Here is a 23,456-nt window from a genome sequence, read left to right as displayed (position 1 = left end):
TCGGGAGAGTGAAATGAGTAAGTCTACCCAAAGCATCCCGTGGTACCGCCATCTTACCCGTCCTCAGTGGCGCGCCTTCTCCGCCGCCTGGCTGGGATATCTGCTTGATGGCTTCGATTTTGTATTGATAGCCTTAGTCCTGACAGAAATAAAAAGCGAGTTTGCCCTGACGACAGTGGAAGCGGCGAGCCTGATTTCGGCGGCCTTTATATCGCGCTGGTTCGGCGGCCTGCTGCTGGGCGCCATGGGCGACCGCTATGGCCGCAAGCTGGCGATGATCACCAGCATCGTGCTCTTTTCCTGCGGTACGCTGGCCTGCGGTTTTGCGCCGGGTTACGTCACCCTGTTTATCGCCCGCATGGTGATAGGCATGGGGATGGCGGGGGAATATGGCTCCAGCGCAACCTATGTGATTGAAAGCTGGCCAAAGCACCTGCGCAACAAGGCGAGTGGTTTTCTGATTTCCGGTTTCTCCGTCGGCGCCGTGGTTGCGGCCCAGGTCTACAGCCTTGTCGTGCCCGTCTGGGGCTGGCGGGCGCTGTTCTTTATCGGCATTCTGCCCATCGTCTTTGCCCTGTGGCTGCGGAAAAATATTCCGGAAGCTGAGGACTGGAAAGCGAAGCACGAAGGCAAAGTCCCGGTGCGCACCATGGTTGATATTCTGTATCGCGGCAAATACCGCGTCATCAATATGGCGATGACGCTGTTTGCCGGTACGGCGCTGTGGTTCTGTTTTGCAGGCGAACTCAACAACGCGGGGCTGGTCGTTATTCTCGGCCTGCTTTGCGCCATCGTCTTTATCAGCTTTATGGTGCAAAGCAGCGGTAAACGCTGGCCGACGGGCGTCACGTTGATGGTTGTCGTGCTCTTCGCCTTTCTCTACTCCTGGCCGATTCAGGCGCTATTACCCACTTATCTGAAAACCGACCTGGCCTATGATCCGTCAACGGTGGCGAAGGTGCTGTTCTTTAGCGGCTTCGGTGCGGCGGTAGGCTGCTGCGTGGGTGGTTTTCTCGGTGACTGGCTTGGCACCCGCAAGGCCTATGTCTGTAGCCTGTTGGCCTCACAGCTCCTGATTGTTCCCGTCTTTGCGATCGGCGGCGCCAATGTCTGGGTGTTGGGCTTGTTACTCTTTTTCCAGCAGATGCTGGGGCAGGGGATCTCCGGGATCTTACCCAAACTCATCGGCGGCTATTTCGATACCGACCAGCGTGCGGCGGGTCTGGGCTTTACCTACAACGTTGGCGCGTTGGGCGGCGCGATTGCCCCGGTGATTGGCGCGCTGCTGTCGCAGGATATGGCGCTGGGCACGGCCCTGGGATCGCTCTCTTTTGGCCTGACGTTTGTGGTGATCTTGCTTATTGGTCTGGATATGCCCTCCCGCGTTCAGCGCTGGATCAGGCCAGAAGCCCTGCGTACGCATGACGCTATTGACGGTAAACCTTTCAGCGGAGCCGTCCCGTTTGGCGGCGATAAAAGCGCTTTAGCGAAAAGCAAAAGTTAATCCGCTTGCCCGGACCTGTACCGGGCACATTCGTAAGGGATGAGGTATGTCACAACGGGATAAAAACATTTCCGAGCGGGGCGGTGCTATGACGACACTGGCGATAGACATAGGTGGAACTAAACTTGCCGCCGCCCTGGTGGATGACGGTTTACAGATCCACGCGCGACGCGAATGCCCTACGCCCGCCAGTAAGACGCCTGACGCACTGCGTGAGGCGCTGGCTGAGCTGGTCAAGCCGTTACAGACCCAGGCAACGCGTGCGGCCATTGCCTCAACCGGAATCATTCAGGACGGCAATCTGCTGGCGATTAACCCGCAAAATCTCGGAGGATTGCACCATTTTCCGCTGGTGCAGACGCTCGAAGACATTGCTGGTTTGCCGACCCTGGCGATCAATGATGCTCAGGCTGCGGCATGGGCGGAATATCACGTTAGTGCGAAGGAAATTAAAGACATGGTATTCCTGACTGTTTCAACGGGCGTGGGGGGCGGCGTAGTCAGTAACGGGAAACTCGTGACCGGAAGCGGCGGACTGGCTGGGCATCTTGGGCATACGCTCGCCGATCCAAACGGCCCGCAATGCGGCTGTGGTCGCGTGGGGTGCGTGGAAGCCATCGCGTCTGGTCGCGGTATTGCCGCCGCAGCCAGGGGAGAGCTTGCAGGATGCGATGCAAAAACGATTTTTGCGCGCGCGGCAGAGGGAAATAAACAGGCGGCGGAACTGGTCCAACGTTCTGCACAGGTACTGGCGCGGCTTATTGCCGACACGAAAGCGGTGATGGACTGCCAGCGCGTGGTGATTGGCGGCAGCATCGGGCTGGCAGGAGGGTATCTGGCGCGGGTCCGCGCGTATCTTGAGGAGCATCCTTCTGTTTATCACGTTGAATTAACCGCCGCGCACTATCGACACGATGCGGGCTTACTGGGCGCGGCGCTGTTGGCTCAGGGAGAAAGATGATGTTTTTTGGTGAGATTCGGACGCTTCCCTCCACGGGGTTGCATCCCGTTCTTCTGGAGGCGCTAACCCTCGCGCTGGCTGCCCGTCCGCTGGAAAAAGCGGCAGGACGTTATGAGCTTCGCGGTGAGGATATCTTCATGAACGTGATGACGTTTGCCACGCAGTTTCCAGACCAGAAGAAAGCGGAACTGCATGAGCAATATATTGATATCCAGGTGTTATTGACGGGAGAAGAGCGCATCCTCTTTGGCGTGACGGGCTCGGCACGCCAGCGTGAAGATTTTCATCCTGAAGAAGATTATCAGTTGTGCAGTGAGATTGCAGGTGAACAGTGTGTCACCCTCCGGCCGGGGATGTGCGCCGTATTTATGCCGGGAGAGCCACATAAGCCAGGATGCGCAATCCTTGAGCCAGGCGAGATAAAGAAAGTCGTGGTGAAGGTACGCGCCCGCTTGCTGGATACGTAGTTTATAGGCCTGATGGCGCTTCGCTTATCAGGCCTGCGGGCATAACGTAATTTGCAGGCCGGATAAGGCGCAGCCGCCATCCGGCAATGTTATTCGATATTCTGGCGCTTAAACGTCACCGCTTCCGGCTGCGTCAGGTGCAAGGTTGTCTGGCTGGGCACCGTCTCGGCAATCACCTTGCCGTGGCGAACAGAGTATCGTGCCGGCGTCTGGCGACGAACTGCATCAAACCCATTCTCTGCCGGGAGAATCACCAGGTTTGCTGTATTCCCAACGCGCACGCCATAGTCCTGCAAATCGAGCGTTTTCGCGCTGTGGGTAGTGATCAGGTTAAGCCCATCATTTATTTGCCCGTAACCCATCAGTTGGCAAACGTGCAGCCCCATATGCAGAACCTGAAGCATATTCGCGGTTCCCAGCGGATACCACGGATCGAAAACGTCGTCATGACCAAAGCAGACGTTGATCTCCGCTTCCAGCATTTCTTTGACGCGTGTGATGCCTCGGCGTTTGGGATAGGTATCGAAACGGCCCTGCAAATGCGTGTTAACCAGCGGGTTTGCCACGAAGTTAATGCCTGACATTTTTAACAGGCGGAACAGTCGGGACGTATACGCGCCATTATAGGAGTGCATCGCCGTGGTATGGCTGGCGGTCACGCGTGAACCCATTCCGTCACGATGTGCCAGTGCGGCAACGGTTTCAACGAAGCGCGATTGTTCATCATCAATTTCATCACAGTGGACATCGATCAGTCGGTCGTACTTTCTGGCCAGGGAAAACGTTTTATGCAGCGACTCAACGCCATATTCACGCGTAAATTCAAAGTGGGGGATTGCGCCGATGACATCCGCCCCTAAACGCACGGCTTCCTCAAGCAGTTCTTCACCGTTCGGATAAGAAAGAATGCCTTCCTGCGGGAATGCCACAATTTGCATATCGACCCACGGGGCGACTTCCTGCTTCACCTCCAGCATGGCTTTCAGTGCCGTAAGGGTGGGGTCCGAGACGTCAACGTGTGTACGTACGTACTGAATGCCGTTGGCGATTTGCCACTTCAGGGTCTGCATCGCGCGAGTTTTAACGTCTTCGTGGGTAAGCATCGCCTTGCGTTCGGCCCAGCGCTCGATTCCCTCGAAAAGCGTGCCGGACTGGTTCCAGTTCGGTTCACCCGCCGTTTGCGTTGTATCCAGATGGATATGCGGCTCGATGAAAGGAGGGATAACCAGCCCGCATTCGGCGTCCAGCACCTGACCGACTGGCGCAGAGGCGGTTTCCTGAGGATCGATACGGCTGAAGCGTCCGTCCTCAATCGTGATTTGCCATAAACCCTCTTGCCCCTGCAAACGGGCCTGACGGATAGTGAGGGAATTATTCTGCATGGGAAACCTCCGAAGGATTAGCAAGGGTACGTTTGGCGAATGGGTTTAACACCAAATAGCTGAAGACGCCACCCAATACTGCGTTAACGGGGACAATTCCCGGAATGTAGTGCCCGGCAGCAACACCCAGGGCGACCGAGAAAATGGCAATCCAGTTAACGGACACAAATTTTGCGTGGTCGAAGCTGGCATAGCGGCGGCGATTAATCAGGTAGTCGGCGATAATCACCCCGCCAACCGGCGGAATCGCTGCCGACAAAAAGGTCAGCCAGCCAACGAAGTTGTTGTATAGCCACAGCGCGCACAGCGTACCGATAATGCCATTAACCACCGACAGCGTACGGCTGGAAAGACCAGTAATATTGGCGAAACCCAGACCAGAGGCGTACAACGCGTTGTCATTGGTGGTCCAGATATTCAGGCCAAGAACGACAATGGCCGGCAGCAGCAGTCCCTGGGCGATCATCACGTCAGAAATATCGGCCTGTCCTACGGCGGCAGCGCCTGCCGCACCGAAGATAAACATCAGCGAGTTGCCAAGGAAAAATGCCACCATCGCCACCAGAACGGCACCTTTGGCATTGCGGCCAAAGCGGACGAAGTCGGCGGTCAGCGTGCCTGCGCTGATAAACGAGCCTACGACCAGCGCCAGCGCGCTGGAAAAGTTGAGCGGCGTCTGCGGCACAATGGATTTGAGGTGGTCCAATCCTCCCACGCCGTCCACCGCCAGCCACACGGAGTAGCTACCCAGGATGACGATAGCGGGTACGGCGATGATGGATAAAATCGTCAGTGCCGAGATGCCAAAAAAAATGGTTAACGTCATCAACAGGCCGGAAACTGCAATCAGGATGTTCACGTCGATGCCCGTGGCTTTACTCACCGGGATGGCAAACATCGCTACGCCGACGCCAAACCACCCTACCTGCGTACCGCCTAAAAGCATGGAGGGAAGCCAGGAACCTTTTATACCGAACGAGTAACGCGCAAGAAGATGGGTTGAGAGGCCGGTTTTTGCGCCAATGTAGCCAAGAAAAGCAGTGTAAATACCGAGGAGGAGATTGCCGAAGAGAACTGCGAGGAAGAAATCATTATAGGAAAGACCGGTACCGAGCGTGCCTCCGGTCCACATACTGGCGGAAAAAAACGTTAACCCTAACATCACAAAAGTGAGTGGAACCACGCCTTTCCGCGCCGCCAGAGGGACGGGGCCCTGGCTATAATTGTTATCTTGCGACACAATGCCTCCTTGAATTTTGGCCAAAAAATCCGCCGCATAATATACATTTTTTTCACGAAAGCAAACGTTTACGTCGGGATTTACGCTGCTTTTTTGCTTAAAAAGGCACCATTAACTTAAGGGTAGGCTACTGAAAACAGGCTCCCCAGCGTTCCGCTTTATGCTTCTGCCGGGGAGTCAGAGGGGCTTACACTTCCAGGAAGTTCATGATCCCGTCAGCCGCTTTACGGCCTTCGGCAATCGCCGTGACCACCAGGTCAGAGCCGCGAACGATGTCGCCACCGGCGAAGATTTTCGGGTTGCTGGTCTGGAACGCGTTATCGCTGCCTTCTGGCGCAATGATGCGGCCTTGAGAGTCCAGCTCTACGCTGTGCTTCGCCAGCCACTCCATGCTGTGAGGACGGAAACCAAACGCCATCACCACGGCGTCAGCCGGGATCACGTGTTCAGAACCGGCCACGATCTCCGCGCGACGACGGCCTTTCGCATCTGGCGCACCCATCTCCGTGCGCGCCATCTTCACGCCGCTCACTTTACCGTTGGCATTCACTTCAATACCCAGAGGCTGGATGTTGAACTGGAACTCGACGCCCTCTTCACGTGCGTTTTTCACTTCGCGCTTAGAGCCCGGCATGTTCTCTTCGTCACGACGGTAGGCACAGATGACATGCGCCGCATTCTGGCGAATGGAGGTACGCACGCAGTCCATCGCGGTATCACCGCCGCCCAGCACCACCACGCGTTTGCCTTCCATGCTGACGAACGGCTCATCGGCGGTCTCGCCGTAGCCCATTAGCTGTTTGGTATTCGCAATCAGGAACGGCAGCGCGTCGTACACGCCTGGCGCATCTTCGTTCTCCAGACCACCGCGCATGGACTGATAAGTGCCTACGCCCAGGAACACGGCGTCGTAATCTTTCAGCAGGTCGTCGAGCTGCACGTCGCGGCCCACTTCGGTGTTGAGTTTGAACTCAATGCCCATGCCGGTGAAGATTTCGCGGCGGCGGGTCATCACCTCTTTCTCCAGCTTGAAGGCCGGGATACCGAAGGTCAGCAGGCCGCCAATCTCCGGGTGGCGATCAAAGACCACCGCCTTCACGCCGTTACGGGTCAGCACGTCCGCACAGGCCAGGCCTGCCGGGCCCGCGCCGATAATCGCTACGCGCTTGTCGGTTTGACGCACACCGGTCATATCCGGGCGCCAGCCCATCTCGAACGCTTTATCGTTGATATAGCGTTCGATGTTGCCGATGGTTACCGCGCCAAACTCGTCGTTCAGCGTACAGGAGCCTTCACACAGACGATCCTGAGGGCACACGCGGCCGCACACTTCCGGCAGGGTGTTGGTCTGATGAGACAGCTCGGCGGCTTCAAAAATACGCCCTTCGTTGGCCAGCTTCAGCCAGTTCGGGATGTAGTTATGGACCGGACACTTCCATTCGCAGTAAGGGTTACCGCAGGACAGGCAGCGGTCTGCCTGTGCTTTGGCCTGGCCTTCTGAAAACGGCTCATAGATTTCAACAAATTCAATTTTACGGATCTTCAGCGGTTTCTTTGGCGGATCAACACGCTGAAGGTCGATAAACTGGTAAACGTTCTGGCTCATCTGAATTCCTTACTGCGCCTGCACGCGCAGCTCTGCTGCGCTACGACTACGGTGACCCAACAGGGCTTTAACATCGCTGGACTTCGGCTTCACCAGCGCGAATTTCGCAGAGAACGCCGGCCAGTTGGCCAGGATCTCTTCGCCGCGCGAAGAACCGGTATGCTGCACGTGTTCGGTAATTAAACCGCGCAGGTGTTCTTCGTGGATGGCCAGCGTATCAACGTCCAGCACTTCCACCAGCTCCGGGTTCACACGTTTGCGGAACTCACCGTCTTCATCCAGGACGTAGGCAAAACCGCCCGTCATGCCCGCGCCAAAGTTCACGCCGGTTTTACCCAGGACGCACACAATTCCGCCCGTCATGTATTCACAGCCGTTATCGCCGATGCCTTCCACCACGGTGATGGCGCCGGAGTTACGCACCGCAAAACGTTCGCCCGCACGGCCCGCGGCAAACAGACGACCGCCGGTTGCGCCGTACAGACAGGTATTGCCGATGATGCTCGCTTCATGGCTGCGGAAGGCTGAACCAACCGGAGGACGCACCGCCAGCAGACCGCCCGCCATGCCTTTTCCGACGTAGTCGTTGGCATCGCCGGTCAGGTATAACTCAACTCCGCCTGCGTTCCACACGCCGAAGCTCTGACCCGCGGTACCGCTGAAGTGCGCGGTAATCGGATCCGACGCCAGACCCTGGTCACCGTGCGTTTGCGCGATATAACCGGAGAGGGACGCACCCACGGAACGGTCGGTGTTGCGGATATCAAACCAGAACGTTTTGCTCTGCTTCTCATCCACATACGGCTTCGCCTGTTGCAGCAGCTGTGCGTTCAGCACGCCGTTGTCGAACGGCGGGTTGTTCTCGGTACAGTAAACCGCTTTGCCAGGATGCGGCTGAGCGGTTTCCAGCAGCTTAGACAGCTCCAGCTTCTGCTGCTTGGCCGTGAAGCCCTCAAGCTCTTTCAGCAGGTCGGTACGGCCAATCAGGTCTACCAGACGCTTCACGCCCAGCTGCGCCATCAGCTCGCGGGTTTCACGGGCGATGAAGTCAAAGTAGTTGGTCACTTTGAACGGCAGGCCGTGGTAGTGATTTTTACGCAGCTTTTCGTCCTGGGTAGCAACGCCCGTTGCACAGTTGTTCAGGTGGCAAATACGCAGGTATTTACAGCCGAGCGCAACCATCGGGCCGGTACCAAAGCCGAAGCTTTCCGCTCCCAGAATCGCCGCTTTGATGATGTCGAGGCCAGTTTTCAGTCCGCCGTCCACCTGCAAACGGATCTTGTGACGCAGGCCGTTAGCGACCAGCGCCTGCTGGGTTTCCACCAGGCCAAGCTCCCACGGACAACCCGCGTATTTCACGGAGGAGAGCGGGCTTGCGCCGGTGCCGCCGTCGTAACCGGCGATGGTGATCAGATCCGCATAGGCTTTCGCCACGCCGGTGGCAATGGTGCCAACGCCCGGTTCGGAAACCAGCTTCACGGAGATCATCGCTTTCGGGTTGACCTGTTTCAGGTCGAAAATCAGCTGCGCCAGATCCTCGATAGAGTAGATATCGTGGTGCGGCGGCGGGGAGATCAGCGTCACGCCCGGCACTGAATAGCGAAGCTTAGCGATGTATGGGGTGACTTTATCACCCGGCAGCTGACCGCCTTCACCCGGTTTCGCACCCTGCGCGACTTTAATCTGAATCACGTCGGCGTTAACCAGGTACGCAGGCGTTACGCCAAAGCGACCAGACGCCACCTGCTTAATACGGGACACTTTATTGGTGCCATAGCGGGCCGGATCTTCACCGCCTTCGCCGGAGTTGGAGTTGCCGCCGATGCTGTTCATGGCTTCCGCCAGCGCTTCGTGGGCTTCCGGGCTCAGCGCGCCGATAGACATCGCCGCGGTGTCGAAACGTTTGAACAGCTCAGACGCGGGTTCAACCTCGTCAATGCTGACCGCTTCATCACCCGGATTGAGGGCAATGAGATCGCGCAGCGTCGCTGCCGGACGGTTGTTCACCAGCTCTGCATACTGCTGATAATCGCTGTACTCGCCGCTCTGCACCGCCTGTTGCAGCGTGCGCACCACGTCCGGGTTATAAGCGTGATACTCACCCCCGTGGACATATTTCAGCAGGCCGCCCTGTTCCAGAGGCTTACGTGCCAGCCAGGCGCGTTTCGACAGGTTCACCAGATCCTGCTGGAAGTCAGCAAAACCGGCGCCGCCGATACGGCTGATCACGCCCTGGAAGCAGAGGTTGGCGACGTCGTCATGCAGGCCGACCGCTTCAAACAGCTTCGAGCAGCGGTAAGAGGCGATGGTCGAGATGCCCATTTTGGACATGATTTTGTACAGACCTTTGTTGATGCCGTTACGGTAGTTCAGCATCACGGCGCGGTAGTCTTTGTCGATCGCGCGGGTATCTACCAGGCGGGCCAGCGTTTCGTAGGCCAGATACGGGTAGATTGCCGTGGCGCCAAAGCCTAACAGCACCGCAAAGTGGTGCGGGTCGCGCGCGCTCGCGGTTTCAACGATGATGTTGGCGTCGCAGCGCAGGCTCTTGTCCACCAGACGCGTCTGGATAGCCCCCACCGCCATGGGTGCAGGCACCGGCAGACGGTTTTTCGCGATGTTGCGGTCAGACAGCACCAGCAGAACGGTGCCGTTACGCACCATCTGCTCGGCTTTATCGCACAGCGCGTTCACCGTCTCTTCGAGGCTCGTTTCGGTCACGTCGAAGGTGATATCGAGCGTGTCGGCGCGATAGTGCTCCTCGGTCATGGTGGTGAGCTGTTTGAAATCGGAGTACAGCAGGATCGGTGATTTAAAGGTCAGACGGTGCGCCTGGCCTTCAGCTTCACAGAAGACGTTCATCTCACGGCCGATGCTGGTGGCCAGCGACATGACGTGGGCTTCGCGCAGCGGATCGATTGGCGGGTTAGTGACCTGCGCAAACTGCTGACGGAAGTAGTCATAAATAATGCGTGGCTGGCTGGAGAGCACGGCAAACGGGGTATCGTCACCCATTGAGCCGACCGCTTCCTGGCCGTTTTCACCGAGCACGCGGATAACCGAGTCCAGCTCTTCCGCGCTGTAGTTAAACTGCTTCTGGAAGCTCGCGAGGGTGTCATCGTCCAGCTCGCGGCTGCCCACTTCTTCGTCCGACAGATCTTCAAACGGCACCAGACGACGCACGTTTTTCTCCATCCACTCTTTGTACGGATGGCGGCTCTTCAGATCGTTGTCGGTTTCGGCGGAATGCAGAATACGCCCACCGCGGGTGTCGATCACCATCAGCTCGCCCGGTCCGACGCGGCCTTTCTCGACCACTTCGTCTGGCTGGTAATCCCAGATCCCGACTTCAGAGGCACAGGTGATGAGCTTGTCTTTGGTAATAACGTAGCGCGCCGGACGCAGACCATTACGGTCCAGGTTACAGGCGGCAAAACGACCGTCGGACATAACGATGCCCGCCGGGCCGTCCCACGGCTCCATGTGCATGGAGTTAAAGTCGAAGAACGCGCGCAGCTCAGGGTCCATATCCGGGTTGTTCTGCCAGGCCGGTGGCACGAGCAGACGCATGGCGCGCACGATGTCCATCCCGCCCGCCAGCAGCAGTTCCAGCATGTTATCCATGGAGCTGGAGTCCGAGCCGGTTTCGTTCACGAACGGCGCGGCATCGTGCAGGTCCGGGATCAGCGGCGTCTGGAATTTATAGGTACGGGCGCGGGCCCACTGGCGGTTGCCGGTGATGGTGTTGATCTCGCCGTTATGCGCCAGGTAGCGGAACGGCTGCGCCAGCGGCCAGCGTGGAACGGTGTTGGTGGAGAAGCGCTGGTGGAACAGGCAAATGGCCGATTCCAGACGCAGGTCCGCCAGGTCCAGGTAGAAGCGCGGCAGGTCAGCCGGCATACACAGACCTTTATAGATGTTCACAAGGTTAGAGAGGCTACAGACGTAGAACTCTTTATCATCCTGAAGACGTTTTTCAATGCGGCGGCGGGCGATAAACAGACGGCGTTCCATATCACGCGGACGCCAGCCCGCAGGCGCATTGACAAAAATCTGTTCAATACGAGGCAGCGAGGAGAGGGCGATTTCACCGAGCACCCCTTCGTTGGTTGGCACATCGCGCCAGCCGACGATCGACAGGGTTTCACGCTGAAGTTCTTCTTCAACGATGCGGCGTGAGGCGGCAGCTTTTTCAGGATCCTGATTCAGGAACAGCATACCGACAGCGTAGTTTTTGGCTAAACGCCAGCCGCGCTCTTCCGCTACGATACGGAAGAAACGATCCGGTTTTTGCAGCAGCAGGCCGCAACCGTCGCCGGTTTTACCATCGGCAAGGATGGCGCCACGGTGCTGCATACGGGCCAGTGCGTGAATAGCAGTACGCACTACCTTGTGGCTAGGTTCGCCTTCTATGTGGGCGATCAGGCCGAAACCACAGTTATCCTTCTCAAGGGATTTATCGTACAACATATCAGTGAACCTCCCCAGGCTCGTCGGGCTTCCCACTGAACTTTACCGTGGCGCACAGGCGCAGAAAGAGCATGGCGACGGGGTTAGCGTTTCATACGCGGACCTCGCATTCGCCCTCTTTTTCATCCTTTCGCGCAGGTAAACAAGTTTGAGGACTTGCTTCAGAGGGAATCTCAATTACTGCATAAATATGATGAGCAGGCCGCTCATCCAGAAAGCTTCCAGCGGATTTCCAACTTATCGGGAATTGGTACACAGGTCAAATGGCAATCTTATTTATACAAAAATGTGCTAAAGCGTAGTTATCTTTTTGTTTTTAATATGTATTTAACTATTTTTACAACCACTTAAAGCACCGGGGAGGTGCAGGGGAGTGTGATCTGACTCACTATATGAAAGCGGTATTATCGATGCAGCGTGCTGAAATGCAGATTTATAGCAGAATATTAATCTGGTGTTGCATTCAAACCCGCATAAAATCACTGTTTTTCAGTCCTGGCGCTATAAATGAAAAAAACCATCAGAACATAAGGAAAAGTAATTACGTACAGGGTGAATGAAATCTCGGTAATCGTGATTATTTATTCAAACAGATAAAGGCCGTCCAGGGCGATTGATCCAGGTCATCGCCGACAGAGGCTAAAAATGGCAGGCTTGTCCCCTTTCTTCGGGACGGTCTATCAGATTATGCAGTTACAGAAATTAGTCAATATGTTTGGTGGGGATCTTTTGCAGCGCTATGGGCAAAAGGTTCACAAACTGACGCTGCACGGCGGCTTTAGCTGCCCGAATCGCGATGGCACCATCGGGCGTGGTGGCTGCACTTTCTGTAACGTGGCCTCGTTTGCTGACGAGGCCCAGCAGCATAAATCTATCGCTGAACAGCTCGCCCATCAGGCGAGTCTGGTGAATCGCGCGAAGCAGTATCTGGCCTATTTCCAGGCCTACACCAGCACGTGGGCTGAGGTGCAGGTGCTGCGCTCGATGTATCAGCAGGCGGTTGCTCAAGCGAACATTGTCGGGCTGTGCGTGGGGACGCGTCCGGACTGCGTGCCGGAGGCCGTGCTGGATTTACTTAGTGAGTACAAAGAGAAGGGCTACGAGATCTGGCTGGAGCTGGGCTTGCAGACCGCGCATGACAAAACCCTGCACCGTATCAATCGCGGGCATGATTTCGCCTGCTACCAGCGCACCACGCGTCTCGCCCGTGAGCGTGGATTAAAAGTCTGCTCGCATCTGATTGTCGGCTTGCCAGGAGAAGGGCAGCAGCACGGGCTGGAAACGCTGGAAAAAGTCGTCGAGACCGGCGTGGATGGCATTAAGCTGCATCCGCTGCATATCGTGAAGGGCAGCATAATGGCGAAAGCCTGGGAAGCGGGGCGGTTAAGTGGTATCGAACTCGACGACTATACGGTGACGGCGGGGGAGATGATTCGCCACACGCCTCCGGAGATTGTTTACCACCGCATCTCGGCCAGCGCCCGCCGCCCAACGCTTCTGGCACCGCTCTGGTGTGAGAACCGCTGGACGGGGATGCTGGAAATCGACCGCTATCTACAGGAGAACGGCGTACAGGGGTCGGCGCTTGGCCGCCCGTGGGTTCCCCCGCTACCGGCGACGGCCGCCTAGCAGACTTCCCAGCATGCCGCGTATTATCTGGTTGGTAATCTGACGCGTCGCGCTTTTTGCCATGGTCTGAACCACGCCATCGCGTTTGCCGCCGCGTGGCCCGGTGCTGCCGAACAGAATATCTTTCAGCCCGCCGAGAATGCCGTCGTCCACGGCAACAGATTGCCCTTTTGCGGCAGGGGCATCCTGCGATTCGGCAGTCGCCTGCACCCCTTTTTGCAGCATCTCGAACGCGGATTCGCGATCCACCTCGTCTTCATACTTCCCGTACACCGGGGAGTGATTAATCAGGCCGTTGCGTTCATCGTCCGTTACCGGCCCCATGCGCGAGCAGGGCGCAATCACCATCGCACGCTCGACAACTGTCGGGCTGCCTTTTGCATCGAGGAACGAAATCAGCGCTTCACCGGTACCCAGCGCCTGAATGGCGGTTTCGGTATCAAAGGCCGGATTGGCACGCATGGTTTGCGCCGCGGCTTTCACCGCTTTCTGATCTCTCGGCGTAAAGGCGCGCAGGGCGTGCTGCACGCGGTTACCCAGCTGCCCCAGTACGTTGTCCGGAATATCCGACGGGTTTTGCGACACAAACCAGACCCCGACACCCTTGGAGCGGATCAGGCGGATAACCTGTTCAATTTTATCCAGCAGCACCTGCGGCGCGTCGTTAAACAACAGGTGCGCTTCGTCAAAGAAGAACACCAGTTTGGGTTTTTCCAGATCGCCTGCTTCCGGCAGTTGTTCGTACAGTTCAGAGAGCATCCACAGCAGGCTGGCGGCGTAAAGCTTCGGCATCTGGTAGAGCTTCTCTGCGCTCAGAATGTTGATGATGCCTTTGCCGCTGCTGTCGGTACGCATCCAGTCTTTGATATCCAGCATTGGCTCGCCGAAGAAGTGTTCGGCACCCTGTTGCTCCAGCGTCAGGAGCCCGCGCTGAATGGCGCCCACCGAGGCGCTGCTGATATTGCCGTACTGGTTCTGGAAGGATTTGGCGTTATCGCCAATGTACTGGGTGATGGCGCGCAGATCTTTGAAGTCGAGCAGCAGTAGCCCCTGATCGTCGGCGATACGGAAGATAATGTTCAGTACCCCGGACTGCACGTCGTTGAGGTTAAGCAGACGGGCCAGCAGCAGCGGGCCGAGGTCGGAGACGGTGGCGCGCACCGGATGGCCTTTTTCGCCGAAGATATCCCAGGCCACCACCGGATTACCGTGCGGCGTCCAGTCGGTGATGCCGATATTTTTCAGGCGCTCGAGGAGTTTTTCTGACGCTGCACCTTCCTGAGCCACCCCGGTTAAATCGCCCTTCACGTCAGCCATAAAAACCGGCACGCCAGTCTCTGACAACGACTCAGCCAGCTTTTGCAGGGTGACGGTTTTTCCCGTCCCGGTCGCGCCGGTGATCAGGCCATGACGGTTCGCCATCGCGGGCAGTAAAAACAGCTCTTTTTCCAGCGTCCTGGCGATTAACAATGGTGTACTCATGATGCACGTCCTCTCGTAGTCCTGGGTGGAGTATAGGCAACCTGACGGCAAAATGTCTGCGTAAATTCCTCACTTTGCGGCGCATTATCCAGTGCGGACTATGCTTTTGCATACGGTAAACAAAATTTTGGGAAACTATGTCCAGATTCTTTTTTAACGACCGCAAACAGCTTGTCAACGATGCCATTGAAGGCATACTTCTCTCGGCGCCGCACGGTAATCTCGTCAAACTGGATATCGATCCGGCCATCCGCGTGGTGGCACGCGGCGACTGGGATAAAAGCCGCGTGGCGGTGATCTCCGGTGGCGGCTCCGGCCATGAACCGGCACATGCCGGGTTCGTCGGTAAAGGCATGCTTACCGCAGCGGTGTGTGGCGATCTGTTCGCTTCCCCAAGCGTCGATGCGGTCCTCAATGCCATTGTGGCGGTGACGGGCGATCGTGGCTGCCTGCTGATTGTGAAAAACTACACCGGTGACCGGCTTAACTTTGGCCTGGCGGCGGAAAAAGCCAAACGCTACGGCCTGAAGGTCGAGATGGTTATCGTGGCGGATGATATCGCCCTACCGGATAACAAGCAGCCGCGTGGTATCGCGGGAACGGCGCTGGTGCATAAGATTGCGGGATATGCGGCAGAACAGGGGAAATCGCTGAACGACGTGCGGGATATTGCGCAACAGGCCTGCGATAACCTCTGGAGCCTGGGGGTTGCGATGCAAACCTGTAACCTGCCGGGTAGCGATGATGAAGAAGGGCGCATCAGGCAAGGCCACGTGGAGCTGGGGCTGGGGATTCACGGCGAGCCGGGGGCATCGGTGGTGGATACGCAGAACAGCAGGGCGATTATCGATACGCTGGTGATGCCGCTAAAAGCCCAGGCGGGTGACGGGCGCTTTGCGGTGCTGATCAACAACCTCGGCGGCGTGTCAGCGCTGGAGATGGCTCTGCTCACCAAAGAGCTGGCGCATTCGGCGTTGAAAGAGAACATTGCGTATCTGATTGGCCCGGCGCCGCTGGTGAGTGCTCTGGATATGAAAGGCTTTTCGCTAACGCTGTTAAAGCTCAACGATTTCTTCGAGAAGGCGATTCACGCCGAGGTCGAGACGCTGGGCTGGCAGAAGCCCGTCGCGTTCGCGCCCCTGCGTACCGTCCCCCATAGCGCCCTTCATGATCGCGTGGAATATACCCCGTCGGACAATCCGCAGGTGAGCGAGGCCGTCGCCTCGGTAACGAAAACATTGATCCAGCTGGAAAATCGCCTTAACGCGCTGGATGCCAAAGTAGGCGATGGCGATACGGGCTCCACCTTTGCGCAAGGGGCGCGGGATATTGCGCAGCGACTTGAGGAGAACAACCTGCCCCTTAACGACGTGCCGACATTACTCCTGCTGGTTGGCGAGCGGCTGGCAACGGTAATGGGCGGATCGAGCGGCGTATTGATGTCGATCTTCTTCACTGCGGCAGGACAAAAGCTTCACGATGGACAGTCGCTACCTGAAGCATTGCTGAGCGGACTGGCGCAGATGAAGCAGTATGGCGGTGCAGATCTCGGCGATCGTACGCTGATCGATGCCCTGCAACCGGCGCTGGAGGCGTTACAGAAAGGCAATATTCAGGCGGCAGCGCAGGCCGCGCAGCAAGGGGCTGAAGCAACGGCGAAAATGGCGAAAGCCGGCGCGGGACGCTCGTCGTACGTGAATAAAGAGAATCTGGACGGGGTGATGGATCCGGGGGCGGTCGCGGTGGCGGAAGTGTTTAAGACCATGGTAGATGCAAAACGGTAACAACCGTTACCGTTTTTAGTGTTTGCGCCCTCTCCCTGTGGGAGAGGGTTGGGGTGAGGGCATCAGGCCGCACATTCCCCGGCAATCTCACATCAGAAATCCGCTTTCAACACCACGCGGTAGCGGGCTTTGCCGTCGCGCACGTGCTGGATCGCTTCGTTGATTTTTGACATCGGATACAGCTCGGTGGTTGGCGCCACTTTTGTGCGTCCGGCAAACTTCATCAGCTTGCGTAACTCATATGGTGTGCCGGTAGCAGAGCCGGATATGCTGCGATCGCCGCCGATCAGGGTAAACGCCGGAACCGGCAGCGGCTTCATCACCGCACCCACGGTGTGGAAGTTACCGCCGTAGGCCAGGGCTTCAAAGTACGGCTGCCAGTCGAGATCGACGTTGACGGTGTTGATGATCAGGTCAAACTGGCCTGCCAGAGCGGTGAGCGCCTGGGGATCGCGACTGTTCACCACTTTATCCGCACCCATCGCCAGCACTTCCTGCTCTTTCGCCGGGTTAGAGCTGAACGCCGTCACTTCACAGCCCATCGCGTGCAGCAGCTTGATGGCGATATGGCCCAGACCGCCAATCCCGATCACGCCCACGCGGCTGGTGGCGGTGACGTGATGCATCAGCAGCGGTTTAAAGACGGTGATACCGCCACACAGCAGCGGACCGGCGGATTCGATATCAATGCTGTCCGGCAGCGGGATAACCCATTGCCAGTCGGCGCGCAGCTTATCGGCGAAACCGCCCTTGTTCAGGATGGTCGGCGTAGCGCCCTCAAGGCAGTTGATCTGATTGCCGCTGATACAGGCGTCGCAGTGGCCGCAGCTGCGTGCCGTCCAGCCGATACCCACGCGCTGGCCCACTTTCAGCCCTTTGTCCTGCGCGGCGCTGCCGAGCGCCACGACGCGGCCAATGACTTCGTGCCCGGCCACCAGCGGATAGCTGGAGAAGCCCCATTCATTGTCGATCATCGAGAGATCTGAGTGGCAGATCCCGCAGTAATCAACCTGTACTTCGACGTCTTCCGCTTTTAGTTCGCCCGCATCGTACTCGTACAGCTCAAGTTCTGCACCCGCCTGCGGTGCGGCGTAGCTTTTTATCTTCGACATCGCATTTCCCCTGTTTTGGTGTGAACTGTGAGTGTAGAGCATTCAGTTTACAGACGCTTAACAGAAGACGGCAGGAACAAAACTTACAGACTTTTCAGCATCCTGACTTCGCAGTCCACGTGGCCCGTGCAGCCCAGTGGCGCATCGATATGCTCAAAGCCGAGATGTTCATACAGGCCAATGGCCTCTTTAAGGAAAGCGGTGGTTTCAAGGTAGCAACGTTTAAAGCCCTGTGAGCGTGCATGTTCCAGGGCGACCAGCGCCAGCTTTTTCGCCAGGCCTTGTCCGCGTATCGTTGGCAGGAAATACATTTTCTGGAGTTCACAGATATCCGGCTCGCTGCAAAGCAGTGGGGCAATGCCGCCGCCGCCCACGACCTGGCCGTCCTGCTCGATGACCCAGTAGGCATGACCCGGCTGGCTGTACAGCTGAAAAAGTTCGTCCAGATTTGGGTCGGCCACGGTGTAGCCTTTGTCGGCGGTCAGGCCATATTCGGCAGAAACCGTGCGGATAACGGCGGCGATAGCCGGGTTGTCCTGCTCAGTGATCCGACGCATTGTCGTCGCGACGGGGGTAATCACGCTCATAGCATTACTCATGACAAAAATTGACACACAACTGCTGTTAATAGCACCGCAGAAAGGGGAGTGCAAGCGAGGAGTTTTCAGGAAGGATACCCCTTACGCCCTGAAGCGTAAGGGGTAAAAGCATTACAGCGCCGCGATAACCGCCTGCTGCTCGATCAGTTTGGTCTTCGCATCGGCGAAGGCAACCAGACGCTCACGCTCTTTGGCGATGACCGCTTCCGGCGCGCGGGCCACAAAGCCCTCGTTCGCCAGTTTGCTTTCGATTTTGCCAATTTCCACGTCGACTTTCGCCACTTCTTTCGCCAGACGCGCCAGCTCCGCATCTTTGTCGATCAGGCCCGCCATCGGGATCAGCAGCTCCGCGCCGTCGATGATTTTGGTCACGGAAACCGGACCTTTGTCATCGGCAGGCAGCACGGTGATGCTTTCCAGACGCGCCATGGTTTTCAGGAAGGTGTTGTTCTCGGTGACGCGACGAACGGCAGCTTCGCTGCAACCGCGCAGCAGCAGCTCCAGTGGTTTACCCGGAGCGATGTTCATTTCCGCGCGGATGTTACGTACCGCAACGATCGCCTGTTTCAGCCACTCGGTATCCGCAGATGCGGCTTCATCCACTTTCGCGGCGTCGAATGCCGGGAACGGCTGGAGCATGATGGTATCGGCATTAATACCGGCAATCACCTTCACGCGCTGCCAGATGGTTTCGGTGATGAATGGAATGATCGGGTGCGCAAGGCGCAGCAGACCTTCCAGAACGGTAATCAGCGTATTACGCGTGCCGCGCAGTTCCGCTTCAGAACCGCCGTTCATGACCGGCTTCGCCAGCTCCAGGTACCAGTCGCAGAACTGGTTCCAGGTGAATTCGTACAGGATGCCTGCCGCGATGTCGAAGCGGTAGCTGTCCAGCGCGTCGCGGAATGCTTTCACCGTCTGGTTAAATTCCGCCAGGATCCAGCGGTCTGCCAGAGACAGGGTCATTTCGCCGCCGTTAAAGCCGCAATCCTGATCTTCGGTGTTCATCAGCACGAAGCGGCTGGCGTTCCACAGCTTGTTACAGAAGTTACGGTAACCTTCCAGACGCTTCATATCCCAGTTGATGTCACGACCGGTGGAGGCCAGCGCCGCCAGGGTGAAGCGCAGGGCGTCGGTACCGTGAGATTCGATCCCGTTCGGGAACTGCTTCTCGGTACGCTTGCGGATTTTCTCTGCCAGCTGCGGCTGCATCATGTTGCCGGTACGTTTTTCCAGCAGCTCTTCCAGAGAGATACCGTCCACCATATCCAGCGGGTCGATAACGTTACCCTTGGATTTGGACATCTTCTGGCCTTCGTCGTCGCGGATCAGGCCGGTCATGTAGACGGTATGGAACGGAACCTGCGGCTTGCCGTCTTCGTCTTTGATGAAGTGCATGGTCATCATGATCATGCGGGCGATCCAGAAGAAGATGATGTCGAAGCCGGATACCATCACGCTGGTTGGATGGAACTGACGCAGCGCGTCGGTGTTTTCCGGCCAGCCGAGGGTAGAGAAGGTCCACAGTGCGGAGGAGAACCAGGTATCCAGCACGTCTTCGTCCTGGCGCAGGGCAACGTCAGCGCCCAGGTTGTTTTCCTGACGCACTTCCTCTTCGGTGCGGCCAACGTAGACATTGCCTTCGTTGTCGTACCACGCCGGGATACGGTGACCCCACCACAGCTGACGGGAAATACACCAGTCCTGAATATCGCGCATCCAGGAGAAGTACATGTTTTCGTACTGCTTCGGCACGAACTGGATGCTGCCGTTCTCAACCGCTTCAACAGCCGGTTTCGCCAGCACGTCGGCACGCACGTACCACTGGTCGGTCAGCATTGGCTCGATAACCACGCCGCCACGGTCGCCGTACGGCACGGTCAGATCGTGAGGTTTAATCTCTTCCAGCAGGCCGAGTGCGTCAACGGCGGCTACGATGGCTTTACGCGCGGCAAAGCGCTCCAGCTTCTGGAACTCAGCCGGGATGTCGCTGGAATAAACGTCGGATTCGTTGCCTTTGGTGTCATACACTTCTGCGCTTTCGCGGATATCGCCGTCGAAGGTCAGAATGTTGATCATCGGAAGTTGATGACGACGACCGACTTCATAGTCGTTGAAGTCATGCGCCGGGGTGATTTTCACGCAGCCGGTGCCTTTTTCCATGTCGGCGTGTTCGTCGCCCACAATCGGAATACGGCGGTTCACCAGCGGCAGCACCACGAATTTGCCGATCAGATCTTTATAACGCGGATCTTCCGGGTTAACGGCCACGCCGGTATCGCCCAGCAGGGTTTCCGGACGGGTGGTCGCCACCACCAGGTAATCTTTACCGTCGGCGGTTTTTGCGCCGTCGGCCAGCGGATAGCGGATGTGCCACATGGAGCCTTTAGACTCGCGGTTTTCCACTTCCAGGTCAGAGATGGCGGTGCGCAGTTTCGGGTCCCAGTTGACCAGGCGCTTGCCACGATAAATCAGGTCTTCTTTGTACAGGCGCACAAAGACTTCTTTCACGGCGTTGGACAGGCCTTCATCCATGGTGAAGCGCTCGCGCTCCCAGTCTACGGAGTTGCCGAGACGGCGCATCTGACGGGTAATGGTGCCGCCGGATTCTGCCTTCCACTGCCAGATTTTGTCGATGAACGCGTCGCGACCGTAGTCGTGGCGGGTTTTACCCTCTTCAGCGGCAATTTTACGCTCAACCACCATCTGGGTCGCGATACCCGCGTGGTCAGTCCCCGCCTGCCACAGGGTATTTTTGCCCTGCATGCGCTGGTAGCGGATCATGGTATCCATGATGGTCTGCTGGAAAGCATGCCCCATATGCAAACTGCCGGTGACGTTCGGCGGCGGGATCATGATGCAGAAGGACTCTTTGCTTTCGTCGCCGTTAGGCTTGAAATAGCCCTGCTGTTCCCAGTGCTCGTAAAGCGGCTGTTCGATATCGCGTGGGTTATATGTCTTTTCCATTATTTCCAGGTTGCCGTATTCAGGTTAAAACCGGCCAGGCGGTACGCTTTGTAGCGTTCGCGCGCCAGTTGTTTCAAGGATTCTTCGTAAGGGACAAAGTCTACCACTTCTGTGAAAGCGGTGGCAAAATCTGCAAAGTCTGTCCGCAGGCTAATGAGAATGTCGCGCGCGCTGCTGTTGCGTTTTTGCGGCCAGGCAATCTCCACCGGTGCCCCGCCGCGTGGACCTTCGCCCGACAGGTTATGCGGAACAAAACTCTCCGGCGGGCGCGCCCATAGCGCTTCATCCAGGCGAATCGCCTGCTGCTCATCTTCACAGGCAATCAGGACGCGTTTACCTGCGCGCCAACGTTCTGCGGCAATTTCACACACCAGCTGTTCAACGGCGCTGAGGCCATCCTGATGGGTGTCATTGTCCAGAAGGTAGAACGTTGCATTCTTCATATATGGGGCTTCTTGTCGTGGATTTAAATGCAAAGCCGAGTGGCGCTTCGCTTACCCGGCCTACGGTTGAGTGGCGTGTAGGCCGGGTAAGGCGTAGCCGCCACCCGGCGTTTTACATCACTCGTCGCCGTTAAAACCCGCACGATTGAGCAGGAACTGCGACAGCAGCGCCACCGGACGTCCGGTCGCGCCTTTGGCTTTACCGGAGCGCCATGCGGTCCCCGCGATGTCCAGGTGCGCCCAGTTGTACTTGCGGGTAAAGCGCGCCAGGAAGCAGCCCGCGGTAATAGCTCCGCCAGGACGACCGCCGATGTTCGCCATGTCTGCGAAGTTAGACTCCAGCTGTTCCTGGAACTCGTCCCCCAGCGGCAGACGCCACGCGCGGTCGCCGGCCTGCTCGGACGCGCCGATCAGCTCATGCGCCAGCGGGTTGTGGTTCGACATCAGGCCGGTGATGTGATGGCCCAGCGCGATCACGCAGGCGCCGGTCAGGGTAGCCACGTCGATAACCGCTTCAGGTTCGAAACGCTCAACGTAGGTCAGCACGTCACACAACACCAGACGGCCTTCGGCGTCGGTGTTCAGCACCTCAACGGTCTGGCCGGACATGGTGGTCAGCACATCACCCGGACGATAAGCGCGGCCGCCAGGCATGTTTTCGCAGCCCGCCAGCACGCCGATCACGTTGATGGGCAACTGAAGTTCCGCGACCATGCGCATGACGCCGTAAACCGCCGCCGCGCCGCACATGTCGTATTTCATCTCATCCATGCCTTCTGAAGGCTTGATGGAGATACCGCCGGAGTCGAAGGTCAGCCCTTTACCGACGAGCACGATGGGACGCGCATCTTCAGACGGATTACCCTTGTACTCAATGACCGACATCAGGGATTCGTTCTGGGAACCGTTACCGACCGCCAGATAAGAGTGCATCCCCAGCTCTTTCATCTGCTGTTCGCCGATAACGCGGGTGATGACGTTCTTGCTGTAGGCGTCAGCCAGCTGGCGCGCCTGAGACGCCAGGTACGCGGCGTTACAGATGTTTGGCGGCATATTGCCAAGATCTTTTGCCGCTTTAATACCGGCGGCAATGGCCAGACCGTGCTGAATGGCGCGCTCGCCGCTGGTCAGCTCGCGACGGGTCGGCACGTTAAAGACCATTTTACGCAGCGGGCGACGCGGCTCGCTTTTGGTGGTTTTCAGCTGATCAAAGCTGTAGAGGCTCTCTTTTGCGGTTTCGACGGCCTGGCGCACTTTCCAGTACGTGTTGCGGCCCTTAACGTGCAGCTCCGTCAGGAAGCAGACGGCTTCCATCGAACCAGTATCATTCAGTGTATTAATGGTTTTCTGAATAACCTGCTTGTACTGGCGCTCATCAAGCTCACGTTCTTTACCACAGCCAATCAGCAGAATACGCTCGGACAGGACGTTCGGAACATGGTGCAGCAACAAGGTCTGCCCTGGTTTGCCTTCCAGTTCGCCACGGCGCAGCAGGGCGCTGATATAACCGTCGCTGATTTTATCGAGTTGCTCGGCGATCGGGGAGAGTCGGCGTGGTTCAAAGACGCCCACAACGATGCAGGCACTCCGCTGTTTCTCCGGGCTACCGCTTTTTACACTGAACTCCATGCACTACGCTCCTGAATCTTAAAGACAACGGCGGCGGCTACGGATAGAATTGAAACCTTTCGTAACTCATGTCCGCCGTTGTGGTGACTTCGTGTTAATCTTACGTTACTACGGTTTCGACACGTCAATAAATGTCATGAAGCGCGAATCCGCCGGGTTTTTTAATCTTAGCGATGATTTC

At 57.3% G+C, this 23,456-nt stretch carries 15 protein-coding genes; 5 read left to right on the top strand and 10 right to left on the bottom strand.

Translation table 11 applies throughout. The features are described from left to right. Positions 1 to 13 precede the first annotated feature (13 nt). From ACQG0T_RS20680 to nanQ, 3 genes are all read left to right on the top strand, one after another. Positions 14 to 1,504, top strand: coding sequence for an MFS transporter (locus ACQG0T_RS20680; protein ID WP_047719139.1), 1,491 nt, complete (start codon positions 14 to 16; stop codon positions 1,502 to 1,504). Positions 1,505 to 1,592: 88 nt separating this feature from the next. After that, positions 1,593 to 2,465, top strand: coding sequence for an N-acetylmannosamine kinase (gene nanK, locus ACQG0T_RS20675; RefSeq protein ID WP_015571999.1), 873 nt, complete (start codon positions 1,593 to 1,595; stop codon positions 2,463 to 2,465). Continuing rightward, on the top strand, positions 2,465 to 2,932 hold the full coding sequence (gene nanQ / locus ACQG0T_RS20670) for an N-acetylneuraminate anomerase (RefSeq protein ID WP_023295505.1): 468 nt from the start codon (positions 2,465 to 2,467) through the stop codon (positions 2,930 to 2,932). The genes nanK and nanQ overlap by 1 nt, the downstream gene beginning before the upstream one ends. A gap of 89 nt (positions 2,933 to 3,021) precedes the next feature. Here the strand turns inward: nanQ and ACQG0T_RS20665 are convergent, their stop codons facing one another. The 4 genes from ACQG0T_RS20665 to gltB form a co-directional block, all read right to left on the bottom strand. Further along, positions 3,022 to 4,314 (bottom strand): cytosine deaminase, encoded by a 1,293-nt coding sequence (locus ACQG0T_RS20665; protein WP_015571997.1) that lies wholly within the window; start codon positions 4,312 to 4,314, stop codon positions 3,022 to 3,024. After that, positions 4,304 to 5,554 (bottom strand): cytosine permease, encoded by a 1,251-nt coding sequence (gene codB, locus ACQG0T_RS20660; RefSeq protein ID WP_017693905.1) that lies wholly within the window; start codon positions 5,552 to 5,554, stop codon positions 4,304 to 4,306. Before codB ends, ACQG0T_RS20665 begins: the two co-directional genes overlap by 11 nt. Positions 5,555 to 5,741: 187 nt before the next feature. Continuing rightward, complete coding sequence (gltD, locus tag ACQG0T_RS20655) at positions 5,742 to 7,160, bottom strand: glutamate synthase subunit GltD (RefSeq protein WP_017382721.1); 1,419 nt, start codon at positions 7,158 to 7,160, stop codon at positions 5,742 to 5,744. Positions 7,161 to 7,169: 9 nt separating this feature from the next. Beyond that, complete coding sequence (gene gltB, locus ACQG0T_RS20650) at positions 7,170 to 11,630, bottom strand: glutamate synthase large subunit (protein ID WP_017382722.1); 4,461 nt, start codon at positions 11,628 to 11,630, stop codon at positions 7,170 to 7,172. 687 nt (positions 11,631 to 12,317) lie between these two features. Here gltB and ACQG0T_RS20645 point away from each other — a divergent pair. Continuing rightward, positions 12,318 to 13,259 (top strand): TIGR01212 family radical SAM protein, encoded by a 942-nt coding sequence (locus ACQG0T_RS20645; RefSeq protein WP_096152317.1) that lies wholly within the window; start codon positions 12,318 to 12,320, stop codon positions 13,257 to 13,259. Here the strand turns inward: ACQG0T_RS20645 and ACQG0T_RS20640 are convergent. Next, positions 13,239 to 14,741: a helicase HerA-like C-terminal domain-containing protein gene (locus tag ACQG0T_RS20640; RefSeq protein ID WP_017693906.1), complete on the bottom strand. Its 1,503-nt coding sequence runs from the start codon at positions 14,739 to 14,741 to the stop codon at positions 13,239 to 13,241. The genes ACQG0T_RS20645 and ACQG0T_RS20640 overlap by 21 nt on opposite strands. Positions 14,742 to 14,878: 137 nt before the next feature. Here ACQG0T_RS20640 and ACQG0T_RS20635 point away from each other — a divergent pair, with 137 nt between their 5' ends. Continuing rightward, on the top strand, positions 14,879 to 16,525 hold the full coding sequence (locus ACQG0T_RS20635; protein WP_023304495.1) for a dihydroxyacetone kinase subunit DhaK: 1,647 nt from the start codon (positions 14,879 to 14,881) through the stop codon (positions 16,523 to 16,525). A 92-nt stretch (positions 16,526 to 16,617) separates the two neighbouring features. Here the strand turns inward: ACQG0T_RS20635 and ahr are convergent, their stop codons facing one another. From ahr to pepA, 5 genes are all read right to left on the bottom strand, one after another. Continuing rightward, positions 16,618 to 17,637, bottom strand: a complete 1,020-nt coding sequence (gene ahr, locus ACQG0T_RS20630) for an NADPH-dependent aldehyde reductase Ahr (RefSeq protein ID WP_015571992.1) — start codon at positions 17,635 to 17,637, stop codon at positions 16,618 to 16,620. An 83-nt stretch (positions 17,638 to 17,720) separates the two neighbouring features. Continuing rightward, positions 17,721 to 18,224 carry a GNAT family N-acetyltransferase gene (locus tag ACQG0T_RS20625; RefSeq protein ID WP_003861887.1) on the bottom strand — a complete coding sequence of 168 codons (504 nt, stop codon included), beginning with the start codon at positions 18,222 to 18,224 and terminating at the stop codon, positions 17,721 to 17,723. A gap of 123 nt (positions 18,225 to 18,347) precedes the next feature. After that, positions 18,348 to 21,203, bottom strand: coding sequence for a valine--tRNA ligase (locus ACQG0T_RS20620; protein ID WP_017382726.1), 2,856 nt, complete (start codon positions 21,201 to 21,203; stop codon positions 18,348 to 18,350). Next, positions 21,203 to 21,646, bottom strand: coding sequence for a DNA polymerase III subunit chi (holC, locus tag ACQG0T_RS20615; RefSeq protein WP_003861884.1), 444 nt, complete (start codon positions 21,644 to 21,646; stop codon positions 21,203 to 21,205). Before holC ends, ACQG0T_RS20620 begins: the two co-directional genes overlap by 1 nt. Positions 21,647 to 21,763: 117 nt before the next feature. Then, complete coding sequence (gene pepA, locus ACQG0T_RS20610; RefSeq protein WP_003861882.1) at positions 21,764 to 23,275, bottom strand: leucyl aminopeptidase; 1,512 nt, start codon at positions 23,273 to 23,275, stop codon at positions 21,764 to 21,766. Between the last annotated feature and the right edge of the window lie 181 nt (positions 23,276 to 23,456).

Origin of the sequence: Enterobacter cloacae complex sp. 302F9, assembly GCF_050030335.1 — a bacterium.
GTDB lineage: Bacteria > Pseudomonadota > Gammaproteobacteria > Enterobacterales > Enterobacteriaceae > Enterobacter > Enterobacter hormaechei_C.
This window is presented reverse-complemented; position numbering and strand designations above follow the sequence as displayed.